This is a genomic window from Flavobacterium sp. J372 (genome assembly GCF_024699965.1).
Taxonomy (GTDB): Bacteria; Bacteroidota; Bacteroidia; order Flavobacteriales; family Flavobacteriaceae; genus Flavobacterium.
The window spans coordinates 2,855,820-2,877,666 of the sequence record NZ_JAJOMZ010000004.1; the positions used below are offsets into that span (position 1 = coordinate 2,855,820).

Genomic DNA, 21,847 nt, shown 5'->3' on the forward strand with positions numbered 1-21,847 from the left:
AAATGGCGTTGTGCCCGCAACCCGTGGAAGGCTAACCAGTTGTGTTGCCGTAACATGGTCCGGTTTTTCTGCTGTTACGGTAATTTGGGTATTGCACGGCAGCTGTTTGAGAGTGTATTTACCGTCGACAGATGTTAGGGTTCTGGCAATTTCAATTGTATCTTTTAATGCCTTAACGGTAACACCCGCTATAGGTTTGGAGGTAGACTTACCGGTTATGACTCCCGCAATGGCCTGCCCACATTCTTTTTGAAGTAATAAATGTCATCATCGCCTTTGCCACCTGCCCTGTTGCTTGAGAAGTAGCCCGAGAGTTTATTTTCTGCTACAATATAAGCAAAATCATCACGGTTACTGTTTACAGGTTTACCGAGGTTCTCCGGTTCTCCATAATTGCCTTTATCATCTATTTTGCTTTCAAACACATCGAGTCCGCCAAGGCCATAATGCCAATCCGATGAGAAGTACAGCACGTTTTCATGAATGAACGGAAACATCTCCTTCCCTTCAGTGTTGATAGTTGGCCCAAGGTTCTTTGGCTTGTCAGTCATGCCGTTTTCGAGGATTGCCGCTACATAAATATCTGCCTCACCCTCACCGCCGGGCATGTCACTCGTGAAGTACATCCATTTCCCGTCGGCAGAAATTGCCGGGTGCGCACAGGAGTAATTCACGTTATTGAATAGCATCGGCTCAATGTCGCGCATCCTGCCCTCTTTCAATTTTGCCTTGAAAATGCCGATGTTGTTTGTCCCTGCATCATTTTTATTCAACCTGCCGCCACCTTTTAAAATATTTGCGCTGAAATACACAATACTGTCGTTACCCGGTAAAAATGCCACGTTGGAATTATGGTAGCTTATCTGGTCGCGCTTAGCAAATTTTTTCTCGTTGGTAAACCGACCGTTTGAGTCGACATCTGCGATGTATAATTCCAGATAAGGCTGATTGTTATACTTGTAAGTTTTCCCACCAAATTTTGTAGTGTCCTTTGCGGACGAGTAGATAATTTTACTCCCGAAAAAGGTTGTCCCGAACTCTGTTAAAGGACTGTTAATTTCTTCTACGTTCCTGATCTCGAATTTTGATGTGATTCGGGTAATGCTGTCAAGCTGATTTTTTTGCTTTTTGAAACGTTCAAGATCTTTTTTAATTTTTTTGGAAGCGAGCTTTTGCCCAACCAAAGCATCTGCCTCATCATATCTTTTTAAAGCTCTTAACGACAAAACATATCGCCGGTAGTGAACCTCATCTGTGCTTGCACCCGGCATTTTCAGCACTTTTTCATACCAGTCGGCTGCTTTAGCAAAATTGTTTGTATAAAAATAAGTGTCGGCAATGCGTTTGGTCGTAGTGATACCGGGCTTTTTCGCGTCCTTTAGGTACGCTTCATACGCTTTTGCTGCATCTGCATAGGCCATTTCCTCAAACAGCGCATCGGCTTTCTTCAGTTTCTGCTCCTGGGCGTAAGTAATTGTTCCGCAGAATAATATCGCTATAAATAATAGTCTTTTCATCAGAAAAAGCGAGGTGATTTTATACGTGATGTCTTCGGGAAAATGGTGAACCGCAAAATGAACTCGTGCGAGCCGTCATTATACTTATTTAGCGCTGTCACAGAGTAATCGTATGAATATCCGGCGAAGATATTTCTGGTAATCTGGAAGCCTGCCAGCGCACTCACCGAGTCGTCCCATCGATATGATGCTCCCACCGTCACGAGTTCCTGAAACAGAAAATTAGCAGAGAAATCAACTGTTACCGGCGCGCCGCTCACTATTTTACCCAGCACTGCAGGCTTGAACTTGAGGTTGTCCGTAATATCAAACACATACCCGCCGATGATATAATAATGCATCCTGCTGGCAATAACATCTTCCTGAATATCATCATAATAGTCATGCCTTATGAAGTTTGGCACCGATATTCCCGCATACCATTTATCATCATAAACATATATCCCTGAACCGATTGTCGGGTTTATCCTGTTGTTTAAATTGATCTGCAGCAGCGGGTCGCCCTCATCATACGCCCTGCCCCTCGCCCAGTCAATACTAAGCATCCGCGCACCGGCCTTCAGCCCAAATGCAAGTTTAGTGCTCCTGCCCACAAATACTGAATATGAAAAATTTGCATCAGCATACACCTCATCAGCAGGGCCAAGCCTGTCATTCATCACGCTTAGGCCAAGCCCCAATTTTTCATAGTAAAATGGCGAATGTACTGTAAATGCCTGTGTTTGCGGCGCACCATCAATCCCAACCCACTGCGTGCGGTGCTGCAGCAACCCTTCAAGGTTTCCGGTGCTACCCGTATAGCCGGGATTTACCGTGAGCGTATTGTACATGTACTGCGTGTACTGCGGCTCCTGTTGCGCCCAAAGCCAGGCCGGAAACAGGAGAAAAAGCAATAGTTTACAGGCGATTTTTGACATAGTCGCGGTACATAACAATTTTATGTTGGTAAAAATAACATTTTAAGTAAATAATCGGGTGTTAAACATTAAGCCATTTGAAATTACTGCAATCCATTCGCGATAAAAACGCTATTTTTGCACGATTTTTAAAAACAACAAGTTACAGCAATGAGTTTTAAAGACGAAATACTACGCAGACGCACCTTTGGCATCATCTCTCACCCCGATGCCGGTAAAACAACACTTACAGAGAAGCTGCTGCTTTTCGGGGGTGCCATACAGGAAGCGGGCGCGGTAAAAAGCAACAAGATAAAAAAGGGTGCAACATCTGACTTTATGGAGATTGAGCGCCAAAGGGGGATTTCGGTGGCAACATCGGTGCTTGCCTTTATTTACAAAGACAAAAAGATAAACATCCTCGATACGCCCGGCCACAAGGATTTTGCAGAAGATACTTTCCGTACGCTTACGGCGGTTGACAGCGTAATTGTTGTTATTGACGTAGCGAAAGGTGTTGAGGAACAAACTGAAAAGCTGGTGCAGGTATGCCGCATGCGCAACATACCCATGCTGGTTTTCATCAATAAGCTTGACCGTGAGGGTAAAGATGCTTTTGACCTTATGGACGAGGTGGAGCAAAAGCTGGGCCTCACCGTAACGCCGCTTAGTTTTCCTATCGGGATGGGGTATGATTTCCAGGGGATTTACAACATCTGGGAGAAAAACATCAACCTTTTTAGCGGTGACAGCCGTAAAAACATTGAAGATACTATTGCCTTCAGCTATATTAACAGCCCTGAACTGGAAAAGATTATCGGCGCCAAGCCTGCGGAAAAGCTTCGCGAAGAACTTGAGCTTATTGATGAAGTGTATCCGCCGTTTGACCGTCAAGCCTATCTTGATGGTAAGCTGCAGCCCGTGTTCTTCGGCTCTGCATTAAACAATTTCGGGGTGCGTGAACTGTTAGACTGTTTCATTGAAATTGCCCCGTCTCCGCGCCCTAAAGACAGCGATACGCGCGAGGTAAAGCCTGACGAAAATAAGTTTTCGGGCTTCGTGTTCAAGATACATGCCAATATGGACCCGAAGCACCGTGACCGCATTGCTTTCGTGAAAATCGTATCAGGGCTGTTTGAAAGGAACAAGCCGTACATGCACGTTCGCCTCAATAAAAACCTGAAATTTTCAAGCCCGAATGCTTTCTTCGCTGAGAAGAAAGAAATTGTGGATGTATCATACCCCGGCGATATTGTTGGTCTTCATGATACCGGGAACTTCAAGATTGGCGATACGCTTACCGAGGGCGAAAATATGAACTTTAAGGGCATACCAAGCTTCTCACCGGAGCATTTCCGATATATCAACAACGCCGACCCGCTGAAATCAAAACAGTTGGAAAAGGGCATTGACCAGCTGATGGATGAAGGTGTGGCACAGTTGTTTACGCTTGAGATGAACGGACGTAAAGTGATTGGTACCGTGGGTGCGCTTCAATATGAAGTAATCCAGTACAGGCTTGAGCACGAATATGGAGCAAAATGTTCATACGAAAACTTCCCTGCGTATAAAGCATGCTGGGTAAAACCGGAAGACCCTAAAAATGAAGAATTTGCCGAGTTTAAGCGCATCAAACAAAAATTCCTGGCGAAAGATAAATACGGACAGCTGGTATTCCTTGCCGACAGTGATTTCTCTATACAAATGACACAGTCAAAATACCCGACCGTAAAATTATACTTCACATCAGAATTTGATTAAAAACAGAAAAGCCTCCCGATACATCAGGAGGCTTTTCAACAAAATTAACTTTAACCTATTGTTTAATCAGCTTTATAATCTGGGTAGCATTGCCCGCCTGTAGCTTTATCATATAAGTACCGGCCTGCAGTGATGCCATATCAAGCTGTAAAGTAGCTGAATTTGGCGCTTTGTTTATCATCAATTGCCCAAGCATATTATACACCTCAACACCCGTGATAGCGTCAGCGTATGATATGTTCAGTACATCCTTTACAGGGTTAGGGTAATACTTAAGCGTTGCTATATCAAAGTCCTGGTTGCCAAGAATGTCATCTACCTGTACCGCAAGCGCCTCACCAGTACAAGAACCTTCATTAGGCACAGCGTAATATACAGTCCACTCTGTCAATACTGTAGTTTCAGGAAGCATTTGCGTAAGCTCCTCGTCAGCATACCATACAATGCCCGGGCCTGTAACATCAAGGTCAGCCAGTGTTTCACCTGTAGTATATTGCTGTACTGCGTCTCCAACAGCAACAGGGTTGGTAACCGTTACAATAACCTCTTTGCGGACACTCTCGCAGTTATTTAATGTCTGTGTCACATAATATGACCCTGACGCAAGCGCAGCAGTGTTTTCAAGTGCATCAGCTGCAGTTTCGTCAGCATACCACCTGATACTTGTACCCGAGGCATTTAAGTCTGCCACAGTAGCGTTGTTACAGAAAGTATAATTGCCGGTTGTCGTCGGTTGCGGCGTTACGTTTACCATTACGGCAACAGCAGTCCTTGCAGTACTTTCACAACCGTTTATTATTTGCGATGCATAGTATACAGAAAGTCCGTTAGCCAGTGCTGCATCAGCTGCAAGGGCAGTACCTGTTGAAGGTGCTGTGTACCATTTTATTGAGGTATCTGCCGGAAGCAGGTCTGCCACAGTTGCGCCTCCGCATAAGGTTTGTGCAGGCTGTGCTATTGAAGGTGCAGCTGGTATAGGGTTTACAGTTACAGCAACCATGGCCCTTGGGCTTTCACATCCGCCCACTGTTTGTGATACATAGTAATCTCCTGATGTAATGGCTTCCGAACCCGTAAGTAAAGTGCCTCCTGTTTCAGTTGTATACCATTTTAATCCTGTACCTGTAGTTGCCGTTAGCTCACTTGCCACCGCGCTTCCGCAGAAGTTAAGCGGTGCGGTTTCAGGCGCATCCGGAACAGTATTTACCGTTACAGCAACAGATGCCCTCGGGCTCTCGCAGGTGCCAACAGTCTGGCTTACGTAATACGTGTTTGTGGTTAAGACTTCACTATCTGCAAGCGCTGTATCGGTTGTTTCATCAGCATACCATTTAAGCGCAGTACCTGTTGCGGTAAGGTCGGCTACCGTTGCGTCTCCGCAGAAGTCAAGCGATGTGGCAACAGGCGCATCAGGAATGGCACTTATTGTTACATCTACTTCTGCCCTTTGGCTTTCGCAGCCATTTATTGTTTGTGAAACATAGTAATTACCAGCAACAAGAGCATCAGTAACAGGCAGTGCTGTACCACCTGTTTGGGCTGCATACCATTTAAGGCCGGTACCTGTTGCAGTAAGCTCTGCTACGGTTGGCGTGCCACAAAATGAAAGCGCAGTTGCTACAGGGGCGTCAGGCATATCATTTATTGTCACGGCTATTTCCGTTCTGAGCCCTTCGCAGCCGTTTACAACTTGGGCAACATAGTAATCACCGGTGATTAGCACATCTGTTGCTGCCAGGGCATTGCCGCCTGTTGCATCAGCATACCATTTTATTTCCGGAGTACCGTCATTAAAGATAAACTGCACCTCATCTACATATGCCAGTATGTTTGTTGTTTCGCCAACGAACTTTATCTTCACGTTATCATTCGTCTCATTTACCTGAATGGTATACTGCTGTAAAGTAGTGGTAAGCGGAATTATCTGCAACGATGTTTCTGTTGTGCCTACAATCTTCCTTATTTCAAGTGTTTTAGGACTTTCAGAACGTGCATAGAATTTTACCGTCTTGATCTTATTGAATGCAGGCGATGTGTACATATGGAAATTTGCGAACCTGATGCTGTTGCCGGTATATGAATTTGCAGGGATGCTGTTTGTGGTACCGTTTTGCATACTCCATACGCCGGTAGAAAAAGTATAGTTCCCTGTAATCGAACCACTTATAGTACTTTCAAAACTTTCTGTAATTGGGGCAATACCTGTTACAGGTGCAGGTATAAGCTGGCTTACAGTTACCGGGCCGCAAAACACCTGGCTTTCAGCTATTGGCGCTACAGGAATTGGCAGTACGGTTACTGTTACAAGAGCACGCGGGCTTTCGCAGGTGTTTACAGTCTGGGTTACATAATAATCACCCGCTGTAACAACCGTGGCAGGGTCTATTGGTGTTGTTGCAGTAGCATCAGCATACCACTTAAGGTCAGTTCCGTTGGCAGTCAAGGCAGCTACTGTGCTGCCTTCACATACTGATAAAGGCGCTACAATCGGGGCAAGAGCATTAGTCACGGTCACCTGCACTGCAACTCTTATACTCTCACAATTTCCTGTTTTAAGCGATGCATAGTATGTACCGGTTGCAAGCGCTGTTCCCGGTGCCAGTTCTGTACCACCTGTTTGCACACTGTACCAGTGTACATTATCTTCAGCCAGGTCAAGATCTGCCACTGTAGCGCTTCCGCAGAATTGCTGTGCCGATGCCGTTGGCGGAGCAACCGTAACACATGTAGTTGCAGTGGTAATCACATTTGAATTAATTGATGTATCAGTTGCAGTATACGCCCTAACCCTGTAATAATAAGTAGTAGCAGGATCAAGGCCTGTAACATTATATGATGTAACATTGCCAACGTCAAGGTTTTGGTAACCGCTCACAAACAGCGGTGCCGAAAGAATTCGTGTACCAAAAGTCACGTTATCAATACCTGCCCTCGCACCACCTGCATTTTCTGTTACTTCAATCTTAATTTTGTAAGGTCCTGTTATTGTTGCCGGCAGTGTTGCTGCAAAAGTATTTTTGTCTGTTGTGTTTGAAGGAGTCAGCTGTGTGCCTATTACAGTTTGTGTTTCAAAATTGGTACCTGAAAGTGCACTTGCCGTTAGCGTTGCAGTTGTACCGGTGCTCAATACCTTCCACACATCAAACTTAAGGTAATTAAAATCTCCTGCTATAGAGCCCGAAACCAGTTCTGCCTGTAATGTAGCCGTTTCATAAATAGCTATAAGCCTGTCGGTAGCGTCACCTGGTAATGTCCTGTCGGTCCTGGCCTGTGTGGCAAACCATTCAATACCTCCGTCACCTGTCCAGGTTCTGTTAGCATGCGCGCTTGCAGCTACAGGCATCAATGTAAATGTTTCAACAGTTAAATTTTCAACTGCCGTACCAAAATCAGGTGATGTACTTACATCAAGGTAGTATCCTGTAGCGCCACCCACAGCGTTCCAGTTGGCTGTAAAGCCCTCTGAGCCTGCAGCAGTGGCTGCAGTAGCAAGAGGGGACTGTAAAATAAAGGGCGACACCACAACAGTAATAATATTTGAATCAACCGATGTTTCGGCATCTCTCTCAGCCCGTACCCTGTAATAATAGGTTTGGTTGGGAAGTATACCTATATTCACAAGTTTTGATGTACCGCTTACGGCAATATCATCATAATCTTCAAGCTTATTGGTAAACGCATTATCTGTTGCAACGTCAAGCCTGTAACCAGTGGCGCCTGTTACGGCATTCCAGTTGGCTATGAAGCTTGTGCCGGTATTGTTTGCAGTTGCAGCAGTAGCCACAGGTGCATTGGGTACCAGCGGTGGCGAATCATATGAAATTACCACATCATCAAGCGCGATACCGTCACGTGAGCCCGAACCTCCTAATTCTGTATAGGTCCAGCGCAGCCATACCGTGCCTGATATGTTATCAAGCGCAGATATATCAAGGTTGGTATAGGGCTTAACATTGCCTTCTGCCAAGGTGCCGGAATCATATGCACCACCTGTTACAGCAGTAAACCCCGCCGTGGCAGATGTTGTACTTATTTCAAGGTTAAAAGATTGATTCCTGCCCTGCTCTCTTATCTTCCTTACATTGTATGAAATTTTAAGGTTTGTCTTCCCTGTTGTGTTTGCAATAGCAAGCACATTATATAGTGGCGCAACATAACTGCCTGAAGCAAGGAGCCCAATACAGCTGCCATAGTTATGATTACCGCCGGTTGTTGTACTTGCTGTACTTACCAACATAGTATCATCGGCAGTTGTACCCTGGTAGGCAATCCAGCCGGTTGGGTATGTTGTACCTGTAGCGCCCGGCGTAGTATTAAAGTTTTGTGAGTAAGGTGATGTAGCAGGTAAAGCCACAGGCGTTTGTGCCAACGCACCGGCAGACATAATTACCGCTAAGACACAAAACAGCCTTAAAGGCAATTCATGTAAAGATTTTGTCATAATTTTCTATTTTAATTGATAAGAACCAAATGCCACCAAAAATAGAATTGCAATGTATCTTAACTGTTTACTGCCAATAAATAAAACATTATGATTATGTTAATCAATATGTTACATGTAAATTTATAATTAAATAACCCCCTGAAAAGGGGGCTTATCTTTAATAAAATTCTTTACTAAGCTGCCGATACTTTGGGCTTTCTCTTTAAGATAACAGCGCTTAGCAAGGCCACAGGTATTGCCACTACAAGTATCTCCATGTAAGTTACCCATATTATGCCAAAAGGTGACTGGTACTGCTCCCTGTAAAAATCAAGCTCAGCTTTTGCAGCGGCAAGTTCAGCGGCCGTAGCGCCGGATTTTTCTGCATTGCGCATTACAAAACCGGCATATACATCCATCCAGTCGGGCATTGCGGTATAAAACAGCACCATCCAGGCAGCTACATATATGGTACAGGCAACAAACGCAATACCTATAGCAACTTTAAAAGCGTCCCAAAACGAAATATAACCCCCACGGTACTTGTTACGGTAATTGCGTACGCCCACATATACAAAAGACAGTGATGCTATCATCATGGCAAAGCCAAGCACCATGTTGCCCTCAAACTCTTCCTGCCCATATGCTATATAAACCGAAGTAAGCATTAGGGCGCTGACAATGAGACCGGATATTACCCCGAAAACCAATACATTCTTTTTCATTTTATAAAAATTTAGGTTAGTGGTGCAAAGGTTTGTAAACTCACATAGCCAGGGGTCATACTTAAGTATGAATTTGCTTTATACGGGTGTTTATCTTGGGCCTCCAGGCAAAAACCTGTATACCTGTACAGCATAGGGAGGCAGAGCAAGGCCGCGCCCGCCCCGCGGAAATACAACCCGTGCATCACCTGATAAAAGCTTTGCCCGTTGAACCGGAAGTGAAATGTCAGCCAGCATGGCAAACTGCTCTTCTGATGATAAGTTTATAACTACCAATGAAATATTCCTGCCTGATTTTCGCAAAAATGTAAATACATTATCATTGTAGTTCTCGGTTACAGCATAATCACCATTTGCAAACTCAGGATATTTATTTTTTATAGCTATGAGCTCCCTGTAATAATTATAAAGTGAGTTTGGGTCTGACTTCTGCTCTTCAAGCGAAATTCCGTCATTAGGCTTCATGTTTCGCTTATCCCACCACTCGCCGGTATTTTTATACCATGTTGCCATGCCTTGTCCTTCTTCAGCCTTATACCATTCAAAAGCCTCGCGAACCGGGATGTCATTACCATCTGTCATTCCCTTTAACTGCTCTCCTTTCATGCCAAGTTCCTGGCCGTAATATAAAGAAGGTATGCCGCCTATTAAAATATTAAGCGCGGCAGCTACGCGTAGCTTGCCTGGATTCATCCCTTCTTCAGAAGCAAACCTTTTAGTATCGTGGTTTTCAATAAAAACAACCTGTTGCTTATCTTTAGGAAGATAATTAAAAGTGCTGTCGGCTGCTTTCTCAATCTTGTTTTTGTCGAAAGTGGCTATGGCCTGCTTCAGCCTGAAAGCAAAAACCCTGTCAACCTTTCCTTTTGAAAAATAGTCATAACCGTAAGAGTTCCAGTTGGCCTGTTCGGCAACAATCTGCAGTTTGGGGTTTACTTTTTTCAATTGGGTAAGCAGCGGCGACCAAAAGCCGGCAAAGAGGTTTTTAAGTCTCCCCTGGTTATCAAGGTTATCCATCATATGGTCAAGCCGGAAACCATCTACACCGTCATCAAACTTACCATCCCCGTTTGGGTCGGCCCAATACTTTAAAACCTTGAGAGTATAGTCTTTCACCTTTTGGTTGTTCATGTTTACAACCACAATCTGTTCCTTTCGGTTATTATAAGTTGTAAATTCAGTTATATCAAGGAAATAATAGGGTTTTTCGTTAAGCTGGTCATGAAAAAAAAGATACCCGGCGTACTTAGAGCCCGGTTTTTTATATGACTCTTTAAACCACGGGTGGTTGCCGGCCACATACTGCATCTCAACATCCTGGTATACCTTCATATCGCGCATGTGGGCAGCCTTAACCATTGCCGCATAATCATCAAATGTGCCGTATGCAGGGTCTATCTTTTCAAAATCTGTGGCAAAATAGTTATGGTAAAAGTCACTTTGGTACAGCGGTGTGAGCAGTATTGTAGTAATGCCAAGCTCCTGAAGGTAGTCCAGCTTTTGGTTAATGCCCTTAAGATCGCCATGCCCATCGCCATTGCTGTCAAAAAAACTGCGCTGGAAAACATGGTACATCACTTCACCATTGGCTTGTGCATTAACATGGAGGTTTGCAAGCAGGCCCAATACCGCCAGCATACCGAGTTGTAATCTTTTCATAGTAATTTGTAATGCTTAAAGTTTCAAATATAAGCAAATGTTTGGCAACCGCTGCCTGCAACACTTAACCTAAAAATGATGCACGCCACTTGATAAGCCTGTGATTATTGTTACTTTTGCACAAAATTAAACAACAACACAATGATGCTTATAGGGATTGCCGGCGGTACAGGCAGCGGAAAAACAACAGTAGTGCACCAGATTATGAACGAACTGCCGGAAACGGAAGTAGGCATCATAAGCCAGGACCATTACTACAAGGAAACGACCAACCTAAGCTTTGAAGACCGCGCTAAAATAAATTTTGACCATCCTCGGGCCATTGACTTTGACTTGCTTGTGGCACAGCTGAAAGACCTTAAGGCGGGCAAGACCATTGAGCAGCCGGTGTACTCTTTTGTTACCCACAACCGTACTGACGATACCATTATTACTCACCCGCGCAAGGTGATGATAGTGGAGGGTATCCTTATACTGGCCAACCCTGAATTGCGTGACTTATTCGACATTAAAATATATGTACATGCGGATAGTGATGAGCGCCTTATACGCCGGCTGAAGCGTGATATTGCCGAGCGTGGCCGCGACATGGAGGAAGTGCTGAACCGCTACCAGAATACGCTGAAACCAATGCACGAACAATTCATTGAGCCAACGAAAGCCCATGCAGACATCATTATACCAAATGATAAATACAATACAGTTGCAATTGATGTGGTGAGGGCGGTGATCAATCAGAGGATACTTTAAAGCCCCCCTATCCCCAAAGGGGGAATTGCCGGTATGGAATGCATATCTCCCCAGAAACCGCTTCTATGAATATACAGTAAAGCTCTTTGTTATTTGGGATTTGTAATTTGGAATTTATTATTTTAGCCATATGGGTTTTTTCTCTAAAATAGGTAAACGCTATCCTTTCCTTAGGTTTTTAGGGAACAGGTATATACTTGTTATCCTGTTTTTTACCGTGTGGATATTGTTTCTTGACAACTATTCATATTTAGAACACCGCGTTCTTGATAAGGAAATTGATGAGCTTGAAGAGAACCGTGATTACTATATTCAGGAGATAAAAAAAGACAGCACCGCAATACGCCAGCTGAACGATCCTGACCAGACTGAAAAATATGCCCGTGAAAAATACTACATGAAACGGGAAAATGAAGATATTTACATTATAGAATTTGAAGACTCCGTAAAGAAAGACGAAGACTCCAAATCACTTTAAAACCACCGCAATATGAGCGATAACCTGTTTAAAGGCTTTGAGGGTGTATCCTCTAAACAATGGAAACAGCAGATACAATATGAGCTTAAAGGCGCCGACTATAACGAAACGCTTATCTGGGAAAGCCCTGAAGGCATTAAGGTAAAGCCTTTTTATCATATAGATGAATTTAAAGGCTCATCCGATACAGGCGTAACAGGCGGTTTCAGCATTTGCCAGAATATTTTTGTGCATGATGTTGAAAAATCAAACGGCCGTGCGAAATCTACCCTTAAGCGCGGTGCGGAAAGCATAAGGTTTACCATCACTAAAGAAGATATTGATGTAAAAGCATTGCTATCAGGGCTTGCTGCTGAAGTTACACTGTACTTCAATTTGCATTTCCTTTCAATCGATTTCGTAAAGCAGCTTGATGCCATTGCGAAAGAACGTAACGGAAAAGTTTATGTACAGCTTGACCCGATAGGTCACCTTAGCAAAGACGGTAACTGGCACAATAACCTTGAACAGGATTTTGAAGCGCTGAATACCATTGCCATAGCCTGCACAAATATTTCTTTTTAAGTATTGATGGTAGTTTATACCAGAATGCGGGGGCAAATATTGTTCAGCAGATTGCGTATACGCTTGCACATACCAATGAGTATTTTAACCGCATAGCCACCATTCACCAGCCTGTAGTTTTGCAGGTTGCGGTGGGTTCAAATTACTTTTTTGAGATTGCGAAGATTAGAGCTCTTAGACAGCTGTTTGAAATTATTGCAGAAGAATACGGGCACAACACCAGATGCCATATTATTGCTACCCCTACGCGCCGCAATAAAACTATTTATGACTATAACGTAAATATGCTGCGTACAACAACAGAATGTATGAGCGCGATACTGGGTGGCGCCGATGCTGTTACTAACCTGGCGTATGATGCGCTGTACCATAAAGACAATGAGTTTGGCGACAGGATAGCCCGTAACCAGCTTTTGGTATTGAAGCACGAAAGTTACTTTGACAAAGTACACAATGCCGCTGATGGCGCTTACTATATTGAAGAACTTACACATCAGCTTGCAGAAAAGGCGTTGGCATTGTTTAAAGATATTGAGGCCAATGGCGGTTTTCTTCACCAGCTGAAAGAAGGTACGATACAGCGTAAGATTCAGGAAAGCGCCGCCAAAGAGCAGGAACTTTTTGATTCGGGTAAAGAGGTGCTTCTCGGTACAAACAAATACCCGAATAAGAATGACAAGATGGCTCACGACCTTGAGCTGTATCCGTTTGTGAAAGTTAATCCGAGAAAAACGTTGATAAGCCCGATCATAGAAAAAAGATTGGCTGAGAAGATGGAGCAGGAAAGGCTTGAACAGGAAAAACAAACTAACTTATGAAGAAAATTTACTTATTAATTATTTTTCTTATTACTAATGCAATGACGGCCCAAACATGGGACTGGCTTTTTGCACCCGTTGTGACGTTAGATGACGAATTCGGATCATATGCAGGTATTTCGGCAATCCAGAATGATAATGACGGAAATGTTTATATGAATTGCGTGTCGTCTCATACTGCCATAACATTCGGAAATCAGACATTTAACGGCGCCTCATTTTTTGGCCGCAATTTCCTTGTAAAATTTAATTCGGCAGGCAGTATCCAATGGGTGAAATCGCACAGTGCCAATACATCTGTAAATACTCTTGCAATGGCTGCAGACCCAGACGGAAATATTTATTCTGCGGGTGAGTTTACCGGAAATTTTAATTACGAGGGTTACCTGTTTGATATTGAAGATGCTTTTTATAATTCCTTCATATCTAAAACTGCAGGTGATGGCACAACCCAATGGATAAAACAACTAAAAATTGAGGGAGACCCTGCAAATCAGGATCAATATTTAAACAGGTTTATCCGTATTCATGACCTTGCGCGAGATTCAGCCGGAAATTTGTTTGTGTGTGGCCAGATGCGCGGAACCGCCGGGGTATTCGGTAATATTACAGTACCTGTACAGGGAGAGGCTGATACATTTATCGCCAAATATGACAGCAACGGTGAAATCGTATGGGCAAAATCTGTTACTGAACATGGCTATCAGGGAGCAAGGCATATAGCCTGTGATGATATGGGCAATGCTTACTTAGCCGGTGGCCATGCGGGAAGCGGGACTATAACATTTGGTACAACTGTAATAGGTGGAGGCACAAGCCACATCTTTTTGGTAAAGTACAGCCCAACGGGAGAAATTTTGTGGACACAATCACACGGCGGGAGCACCACAGCTGATATTTATGCCTGGGGCGTCACGGTTGACACCAATAACAATGTATATGTGGGCGGTGACCTGAATTATCCCAGTATAAACTTTAGCGGCTATACCATAACAACAGCAAATACTCCCCAAGTCCAGGGATTTGTTGTAAAATACGATTCAGGCGGTATTGTACAGTGGACCCAAGGCTACCGGAGGAGCAGGTGAAATAAGAGATGTAAAAGCCGGCAATAACGGAAATGTGTATGCTTTAGGCAGGTTTAGTTCGCCATTAGTCACACTAGGGCAAACAGTACTAACCAATGAAGGTACCAGTAATGGGTATGTAGCTAATATCGATACAAACGGAAACTACCAATGGGTTGAAAAACTCGGCGGGAGCGGACATGCGGAATATCATCTATGCGCAGACAATTTAAATAACGCCCTGTACACGGCAGGCTATTACAATAATATAAGGCTTGGTACACAAACATTTGATGCAACGCCACTCGACAACGTGTTTATGGCAAGATTTTCAATGGATGCACTGTCAGCGCCTAAATTTCAAACGTCAGGACTTAAAGTATACCCAAACCCTGCACGTGAGCTTTTAAATATCAGCATAGTTGACAACTCCGGCTATCAGATAAATGATAGTATGGGGAGGATTGTAGCAAAGGGGAATATCGAACTCGGTACAATAAATATTTCCCAACTTCAGCCCGGCTTCTATTATTTAAACATCAACGGCGCTTCAACAAAATTCATAAAGGAATAATTCTGAATCATAACCGGAAAACCAAGATACTATGAAAATTTTTATACTAAGCTGCTTCCTGGTTTTTCAGTTTGCCCATTCGCAAAAAAACATTTATTCAAAACAGCTTAATGCTGATGAGCAATACGCGTTAAAATCATATTTTGAGGAAAATTATGGTGTTGCCGCAAACGCACCATATATCGTAGTCCATTATATTCAACCCGAAAAATATTGTCATTATAATAAGTATGAGGATGATCCCTTAAAATCAGCAGCGTGGTTTGAAAAATTCTATCAGGATAATAAAATAGTTTTTCCGGTATCTACTAAAAAACTGTATTCTTTTTACGAAAGCCGATATACCGAAAAAAGAAAAGCCACCCCATATGTTCAGGATAAAAACCATGTTCTTCATAAGCTCATAATGTCTATAAAGAAAATTGAAACCTGCGAAGCTTTACTGATGTTTGGCCCAAATGGGAAACTCATTGTTAAGTATGGCGAAACAAGCCCGGATGACTTCAAGTACATTATAAAAAAGATTCAGGAATAACCATGACCAGAAAGAACCTCAACCATATAACACTTAACCCAAAACCTGCAACTGAAAACCCGCAACGCGAAACATTCCTTACCGCTGAAGGGATTGAAGTGAAGCAAACCTATACTGAAGAAGATATAGCTGCCCTGCAACACGTGGAATTTGGAGCCGGATTTGCACCCAACCTTCGCGGGCCATATGCAACAATGTATGTGCGCCGGCCGTGGACAATCCGCCAATATGCAGGCTTTTCTACAGCTGAAGAAAGTAATGCCTTTTACCGCCGTAACCTTGCAGCGGGGCAAAAAGGTTTATCTGTGGCGTTTGACCTTGCCACACATCGTGGTTATGACAGTGACCATGAGCGCGTGGTGGGTGACGTTGGTAAAGCGGGCGTGGCCATTGACAGCGTGGAAGACATGAAGGTGCTTTTTGACCAGATTCCGCTTAATGAGATGTCGGTTTCTATGACAATGAACGGGGCGGTTTTGCCTATTATGGCGTTTTATATTGTGGCGGCAGAAGAGCAAGGCGTGGCTCCGGAACTGCTTTCGGGAACCATCCAGAATGATATTTTGAAGGAGTTTATGGTACGTAATACCTACATCTACCCTCCTGCCCCATCAATGAAAATCATTGCCGATATATTTGAATACACCAGCCGCAAGATGCCGAAGTTCAACTCAATCAGTATCTCAGGCTATCATATGCAGGAAGCCGGCGCTACTGCCGATATCGAGCTGGCTTACACGCTGGCTGACGGACTGGAATACATCCGTACCGGACTTGCCGCAGGGATGAAGATAGATGAGTTTGCCCCGCGCCTATCCTTCTTCTGGGCAATTGGTATGAATCATTTTATGGAAATCGCCAAAATGCGCGCAGGCCGTATGCTTTGGGCAAAGCTGCTGAAACAGTTTGAACCAAAAGACGAGAAATCACTTGCACTACGCACCCACTGCCAGACGAGCGGATGGAGCCTTACCGAGCAGGACCCATTCAACAACGTTGCGCGTACCTGCATAGAGGCAGCCGCGGCAGCTTTCGGCGGAACACAGTCGCTGCATACCAACGCGCTTGATGAAGCCATTGCATTGCCGACAGATTTCTCAGCACGTATAGCACGTAACACACAGATATACCTACAGGAAGAAACTAAAATCACGAAGACCGTTGACCCGTGGGCAGGCAGTTATTACGTAGAGAGTCTAACAGACGAAATAGCCCGTAAAGCGTGGGCGCTTATTGAAGAAGTAGAAGAACTTGGCGGCATGACAAAAGCCATTGAAGCCGGTATACCTAAACTACGCATTGAAGAGGCCGCAGCACGCAAGCAGGCGCGTATAGACAGCGGACAGGATATAATAGTCGGCGTAAACAAATACCGCCTTGAAAAAGAAGATCCGCTGCATATACTTGAAGTGGATAACCAGACCGTTCGTCGCCAGCAGATTGAAAGGCTCGAGAGCATTAAGGCAACGCGCGACAGTGAAAAAGTAAAGCAATGCCTTGAAGCGCTTACGGAGGCTGCGAAATCAAGTAAAGGTAATCTGCTGGAACTTGCGGTTAATGCCGCACGCAACAGGGCAACCCTGGGCGAGATAAGCGATGCGCTGGAAACGGTTTATGGCAGGTATAAGGCACAAATTAAATCTTTTAGCGGAGTGTACAGCAAAGAAATTAAGAATGACGAGAGCTTCGAGAAAGCAAAACAGCTGGCAGATGAATTTGCTAAGCTGGAAGGCCGCCGCCCACGCATTATGATTGCAAAAATGGGACAGGACGGGCACGACCGGGGCGCCAAAGTGGTGGCAACAGGCTATGCAGACGTGGGCTTTGATGTTGACATTGGCCCACTGTTCCAGACGCCGGCAGAAGCGGCAAAGCAGGCCGTGGAGAATGATGTGCATATACTGGGCGTTTCATCACTCGCGGCAGGGCATAAAACGCTGGTGCCGCAGGTTATTGAAGAGCTGAAGAAATACGGCCGTGAAGATATCATGGTTATTGTGGGTGGGGTGATACCGGCTCAGGATTACCAGTACCTGTTTGACGCAGGAGCTGTAGCAGTCTTTGGCCCGGGTACTAAGATAAGTGAAGCGGCTATTAAGATTTTGGAGGTGTTGATAAAGGGGTTTGAAGAGTAAGTTTCTATCTAGTAAAAACTGATATATTTGCAGCTTCGGGATGTAGCGCAGCCTGGTAGCGTACTGGCATGGGGTGCCAGGGGTCGCTGGTTCGAATCCAGTCATCCCGACATTATAAAAGCTGAACTTGGTTCAGCTTTATCGTTTTTAAAAACTAGTCTTATCTGTATGAGGAACTCCGTTAAAACTTTCTTTTAACTCTTGCCGCCCTGCAATAACATCTGTAAATTTGGGCTCTTTCCAAATTCAAATAAATTATGGCTTCAGGCTTTTTTGCAGTTTTAGATGATATAGCGGCACTGATGGATGATGTTGCCGTAACCAGTAAAATTGCAACCCGAAAAACAGCAGGCATACTGGGCGATGACCTTGCCGTAAATGCAGAAAAGGCAACAGGTTTCCTGGCATCGCGTGAGCTGCCTGTGCTTTGGGCCATCACCAAAGGCTCATTCCTCAATAAACTTATAATACTGCCTATAGCGTTCCTGCTCCAGTTCTTCTTCCCTATTGCCATCAAATATATTCTTGTTGCGGGAGGGCTGTACCTCGCATATGAAGGCGCTGAGAAGATTGTGGAGTTTTTCTTCCATAAAAAACATGAGGGAGTTACTGCCGAAGAAGTTATAGAAAAGTCGGATACCGATGCTGAGAAAGCCAAGATTAAATCGGCAATAACAACAGATTTTATACTTTCCGTAGAAATCGTAATTATCGCGTTGGGCTCTGTGCTTAACCAAACGCTTACTATACAAATTGCTACCGTATCTATCGTAGCAATTCTTGCCACCATAGGGGTTTACGGACTTGTAGCGCTTATAGTACGTATGGATGATGCCGGTTATGGGCTTATGAAGCGCAGCAATAACAAAGGATTCTTTTCGGCTTTGGGAGAATTACTGGTAAAGCTTCTTCCGCTTATTATCAAAGCGCTTGGGGTAATAGGCACTATAGCGCTCTTATTGGTTGCAGGCGGAATCTTCGTGCATAACATTGATTACCTGCACCACCTTTTCCCGGCCATACCGGATATGCTTAAGGAGTTTATCGTGGGGCTTGCTGCCGGAATAGTGGCTGTTGTTGCAGTTACTCTTGTAAAAAAAGTGATTGCAATATTTAAAAAATAATCGCTTATGAACTGGCTATTATTAGTATTAGGCGGACTTTTTGAGGTAGGGTTCACCTTTTGCCTGGGCAAGGGTAAAGAAGCAACCGGCACCGAAAGCTATATATGGTATGGCGCTTTTGCAGTTTGCCTGTTCATGAGCATGGCGCTTTTAATCAAAGCCACACAAACACTGCCTCTGGGTACTGCTTATGGGGTGTGGACAGGTATTGGCGCGGTAGGTACGGTGCTTGTTGGCATTTTTGTTTTTAAAGAGCCTGCAACCTTTTGGAGGGTATTTTTCATCAGTACCCTAATTGCTTCTATAATCGGCCTTAAAGTGGTTTCAACGCATTAAACTGCTTTTCCCTCTTTACAAGCTGCTCAACATATTCATGAATGGTTGTAAGCCCGCGCTGAATGTTTTTTGGCTGCTTGTAATTTTTCTCAAGCGTAATCTTAGTCATCGCTGCCATTGACTGTGCCGCTTCGCTGCAAAATCCCGCGCTCATGAGGAAATCTATCCAGCTGTTTTCAGGTATTTCTTCAGTAGCTACAGGCTTACCTAAGGCTTTGCTGAAAGCTTCAGCAACATCATTCGCACTGTAATGGTCGGGGCCAAAAAAATCATAAGGCTCATTGTTATGATTATCGCTGGAAATAAGCCCTGCAGCAAACCTGCCAATATCCTGTGGTGCAGCCATAGGCAATTTAAAATCAGCCGGATACATAGTATAAATTTTACCTTTGGCCTTTGCAGTTTCAAGAAAACCATCCCAATTGCTGTAGTAGTAACCTGCACGTATAATATTCACTTTCAGCGGAAGCTTTTTAAGCTCCTGTTCCATTTCATACAGCACGCCAAGGTCGCCAATCTTATCGCCCGGCTGGGCCCCTCCTGTAGATTCTGCCACCACCTTTTCAATACCTGAACCCTCTAACGCTTTGAGTATAGACTTGAGGGTTTTACGTTCAGCAGCTGCTGTATCGGTCTTTGGGTCGGCAGGCGGGTTCAGCAGGAATAGCCGCTTCCCGAGACTGAAAGCCTGGCGTAATTGTTCGCTATCCATAACGTCAGCAATTACGGCAAAGGCTCCGTTTTTCTCTATCTGCTCTACCTTCTTTGGGTCGTGCGTAATAACAGTAACTTTTTTATTCTGAGCAATAAGCTCATCTGTAACTGCCTTGCCCACATGGCCCGTACCTCCCAAAATGACATACATATTGCTGAAGTTTAGTTGTTTACAGCACTAATTTACAAAACAGGCTGTAAGCGCTGAAGATATTTATGGCTTTCTTAACCATAACTGACACATGTTAAAGCAGATATAAAACAGATTGGTACGCTTAGTTTCTGTAGTAATTTTAAAAGAAAAACTATTATGCCCGAAGGCCCAAGTATAGTCATCCTGAAAGAAGAGGCACAGGAATTTGAAGGACAAAAAGTTATTGCGGCCAAAGGCAATAGCAAAGTTGATGTTACCCGTGCCGAAGGCAAAAAAATTCTTGCCCTTAAAACCTGGGGCAAACACTTCCTGATTTGCTTTGACGGCTTTACAATCCGCATACACCTCATGCTTTTCGGCAGCTACCGCATCAATGAACGTAAGGCCGCCCCGCCCCGCCTCAGCCTGCAATTTAAGAACGGCGAACTCAACTTGTACGCTTGCTCGGTGAAGCTGCTTGAAGGCGATATTAATACGCATTACGACTTTACAGCTGATGTGATGAATGATAAATGGGACACAAAAGCGGCAAAAGCAAAACTCAAGGAAAAGCCGGAAATGCTGGTTTGTGATGCACTGCTGGAACAGGATATATTTTCGGGCGTGGGCAACATAATTAAAAATGAAGTTCTGTACCGCGTAAAGGTGCAGCCGGAAGCAAAAGTGGGGAATATTCCGGCACGTAAAATCTCCGAAATAATCAAAGAATCAAGAATTTACAGCTTTCAGTTCCTGGAATGGAAAAAGAAATACGAGCTGAAGAAACACTGGCTTGCCCACACTAAAAAAATATGCACGCGCTGTGACCTGCCGCTGATTAAAAAGATAACCGGAGTCAAGAAACGCCGTAGTTTCTTTTGTACTAATTGCCAGAAACTTTACGATGAATAGTGATATTGACATTGGCTGCTCAGGTTTTTATAACCGACTGTGGAAAGGCATCTTCTACCCTGAAGGTGTACCCGGCAGGCTTTGGTTTGAGTATTATTGCCAGCATTTTTCAACCTTTGAAATGAACGGGACATTTTACAAAGCGCCAACGGCACGAGGGTTAAAAGGCTGGCATGACCGCGCGCCAGACGATTTCAGCTTTTCAGTGAAAGCGCCGAGATGGGTTACCCACACACGCCGTTTTCGCGAATGTGCCGATGATATTGCGAAATTTTACGAGATTGTGCGAGAGGGTTTGGCAGGCAAATTGGGGCATGTGCTCTTCCAGATGCCGCCGTCATTCCATTTTAGCGAAGAACGGTTGGAGCAGGCTGTTTCATCAATAGATAGAAGCTTTAGCAACGTGATTGAATTTCGGCACATAAGCTGGTGGCGGCCCGATGTCTACCAAGCATTAGCTGACAATAACATCGCTTTTTGCTCGGTTAATTATCCCAATCTCCCAACAAATATTATAAACACCAACGGACTGGTGTATGTACGCTTTCATGGCACTCCTAAGCTATTCTACTCGCAATATACAGAAGATGAGCTGGCATTTACCCGTGATGAAATACTGGCTTCAGGCTGTAATAAAGCTGTAGTTTATTTCAATAACACCGCAAGCGAGGCGGGAATATTAAATGCTATGGAGATGAAGAGGCTGATATTAATAGATTATTGACA

General features: G+C 44.2%; 17 protein-coding genes, 1 tRNA gene and 2 pseudogenes. 13 read left to right on the top strand and 7 right to left on the bottom strand.

Translation table 11 applies throughout. The features are described 5' to 3' along the window. Positions 1-48: 48 nt before the first annotated feature. The 3 genes and pseudogenes from LRS05_RS17700 to LRS05_RS14195 form a co-directional block, all read right to left on the bottom strand. Positions 49-231 (bottom strand): annotated as a pseudogene (locus LRS05_RS17700) (carboxypeptidase regulatory-like domain-containing protein); the annotation flags it as partial. Next, entirely contained in the window at positions 216-1,517 is a 1,302-nt protein-coding gene (locus LRS05_RS14190; protein ID WP_257868922.1) for a hypothetical protein, read from the bottom strand. The pseudogene LRS05_RS17700 and the gene LRS05_RS14190, both read right to left, overlap by 16 nt. After that, positions 1,517-2,434: a type IX secretion system membrane protein PorP/SprF gene (locus LRS05_RS14195; protein ID WP_257868923.1), complete on the bottom strand. Its 918-nt coding sequence runs from the start codon at positions 2,432-2,434 to the stop codon at positions 1,517-1,519. Before LRS05_RS14195 ends, LRS05_RS14190 begins: the two co-directional genes overlap by 1 nt. Before the next feature lie 150 nt (positions 2,435-2,584). Between LRS05_RS14195 and LRS05_RS14200 the strand changes: the two genes are divergently transcribed. Then, on the top strand, positions 2,585-4,174 hold the full coding sequence (locus tag LRS05_RS14200; protein ID WP_257868924.1) for a peptide chain release factor 3: 1,590 nt from the start codon (positions 2,585-2,587) through the stop codon (positions 4,172-4,174). A gap of 55 nt (positions 4,175-4,229) precedes the next feature. Here the strand turns inward: LRS05_RS14200 and LRS05_RS14205 are convergent, their stop codons facing one another. From LRS05_RS14205 to LRS05_RS14215, 3 genes are all read right to left on the bottom strand, one after another. Continuing rightward, the gene (locus LRS05_RS14205) at positions 4,230-8,615 is read right to left on the bottom strand and encodes a T9SS type A sorting domain-containing protein (protein WP_257868925.1); all 4,386 of its coding nucleotides are present in this window, start codon (positions 8,613-8,615) and stop codon (positions 4,230-4,232) included. A 176-nt stretch (positions 8,616-8,791) separates the two neighbouring features. Then, on the bottom strand, positions 8,792-9,322 hold the full coding sequence (locus LRS05_RS14210) for a DUF4199 domain-containing protein (RefSeq protein WP_257868926.1): 531 nt from the start codon (positions 9,320-9,322) through the stop codon (positions 8,792-8,794). Between the two features lie 90 nt (positions 9,323-9,412). Beyond that, positions 9,413-10,981, bottom strand: coding sequence for an alpha-amylase family glycosyl hydrolase (locus LRS05_RS14215; RefSeq protein WP_257868927.1), 1,569 nt, complete (start codon positions 10,979-10,981; stop codon positions 9,413-9,415). Positions 10,982-11,122: 141 nt separating this feature from the next. On the opposite strand from LRS05_RS14215, the gene udk reads away from it, so the two are divergent. The 10 genes and pseudogenes from udk (at position 11,123) to LRS05_RS14265 (ending at position 19,362) form a co-directional block, all read left to right on the top strand. After that, positions 11,123-11,731 carry a uridine kinase gene (gene udk, locus LRS05_RS14220; protein WP_257868928.1) on the top strand — a complete coding sequence of 203 codons (609 nt, stop codon included), beginning with the start codon at positions 11,123-11,125 and terminating at the stop codon, positions 11,729-11,731. A gap of 130 nt (positions 11,732-11,861) precedes the next feature. After that, the gene (locus LRS05_RS14225) at positions 11,862-12,209 is read left to right on the top strand and encodes a septum formation initiator family protein (protein WP_257868929.1); all 348 of its coding nucleotides are present in this window, start codon (positions 11,862-11,864) and stop codon (positions 12,207-12,209) included. Positions 12,210-12,221: 12 nt separating this feature from the next. After that, positions 12,222-13,591 (top strand): annotated as a pseudogene (locus LRS05_RS14230) (methylmalonyl-CoA mutase subunit beta). Then, complete coding sequence (locus tag LRS05_RS14235; protein ID WP_257868930.1) at positions 13,588-14,679, top strand: hypothetical protein; 1,092 nt, start codon at positions 13,588-13,590, stop codon at positions 14,677-14,679. The pseudogene LRS05_RS14230 and the gene LRS05_RS14235 overlap by 4 nt, the downstream one beginning before the upstream one ends. Next, entirely contained in the window at positions 14,642-15,232 is a 591-nt protein-coding gene (locus LRS05_RS14240) for a T9SS type A sorting domain-containing protein (RefSeq protein ID WP_257868931.1), read from the top strand. Before LRS05_RS14235 ends, LRS05_RS14240 begins: the two co-directional genes overlap by 38 nt. A gap of 31 nt (positions 15,233-15,263) precedes the next feature. Beyond that, positions 15,264-15,767, top strand: a complete 504-nt coding sequence (locus LRS05_RS14245) for a hypothetical protein (protein WP_257868932.1) — start codon at positions 15,264-15,266, stop codon at positions 15,765-15,767. A 2-nt stretch (positions 15,768-15,769) separates the two neighbouring features. Next, on the top strand, positions 15,770-17,902 hold the full coding sequence (gene scpA, locus LRS05_RS14250) for a methylmalonyl-CoA mutase (protein WP_257868933.1): 2,133 nt from the start codon (positions 15,770-15,772) through the stop codon (positions 17,900-17,902). Positions 17,903-17,938: 36 nt separating this feature from the next. Then, a tRNA-Pro gene (locus LRS05_RS14255) sits at positions 17,939-18,012 on the top strand. Between the two features lie 147 nt (positions 18,013-18,159). Next, the gene (locus tag LRS05_RS14260; protein ID WP_257868934.1) at positions 18,160-19,026 is read left to right on the top strand and encodes a DUF808 domain-containing protein; all 867 of its coding nucleotides are present in this window, start codon (positions 18,160-18,162) and stop codon (positions 19,024-19,026) included. Between the two features lie 6 nt (positions 19,027-19,032). Next, positions 19,033-19,362, top strand: coding sequence for a multidrug efflux SMR transporter (locus tag LRS05_RS14265; protein ID WP_257868935.1), 330 nt, complete (start codon positions 19,033-19,035; stop codon positions 19,360-19,362). Here LRS05_RS14265 and LRS05_RS14270 read toward each other — a convergent pair. Further along, positions 19,340-20,227, bottom strand: coding sequence for an NmrA family NAD(P)-binding protein (locus LRS05_RS14270; RefSeq protein ID WP_257868936.1), 888 nt, complete (start codon positions 20,225-20,227; stop codon positions 19,340-19,342). The two genes, LRS05_RS14265 and LRS05_RS14270, sit on opposite strands and share 23 nt — an antisense overlap. Positions 20,228-20,386: 159 nt before the next feature. Here LRS05_RS14270 and LRS05_RS14275 point away from each other — a divergent pair, with 159 nt between their 5' ends. Continuing rightward, on the top strand, positions 20,387-21,121 hold the full coding sequence (locus tag LRS05_RS14275) for a DNA-formamidopyrimidine glycosylase family protein (protein ID WP_257868937.1): 735 nt from the start codon (positions 20,387-20,389) through the stop codon (positions 21,119-21,121). Further along, positions 21,114-21,845 (top strand): DUF72 domain-containing protein, encoded by a 732-nt coding sequence (locus LRS05_RS14280; RefSeq protein ID WP_257868938.1) that lies wholly within the window; start codon positions 21,114-21,116, stop codon positions 21,843-21,845. The genes LRS05_RS14275 and LRS05_RS14280 overlap by 8 nt, the downstream gene beginning before the upstream one ends. The last annotated feature ends 2 nt before the right edge of the window (positions 21,846-21,847 follow it).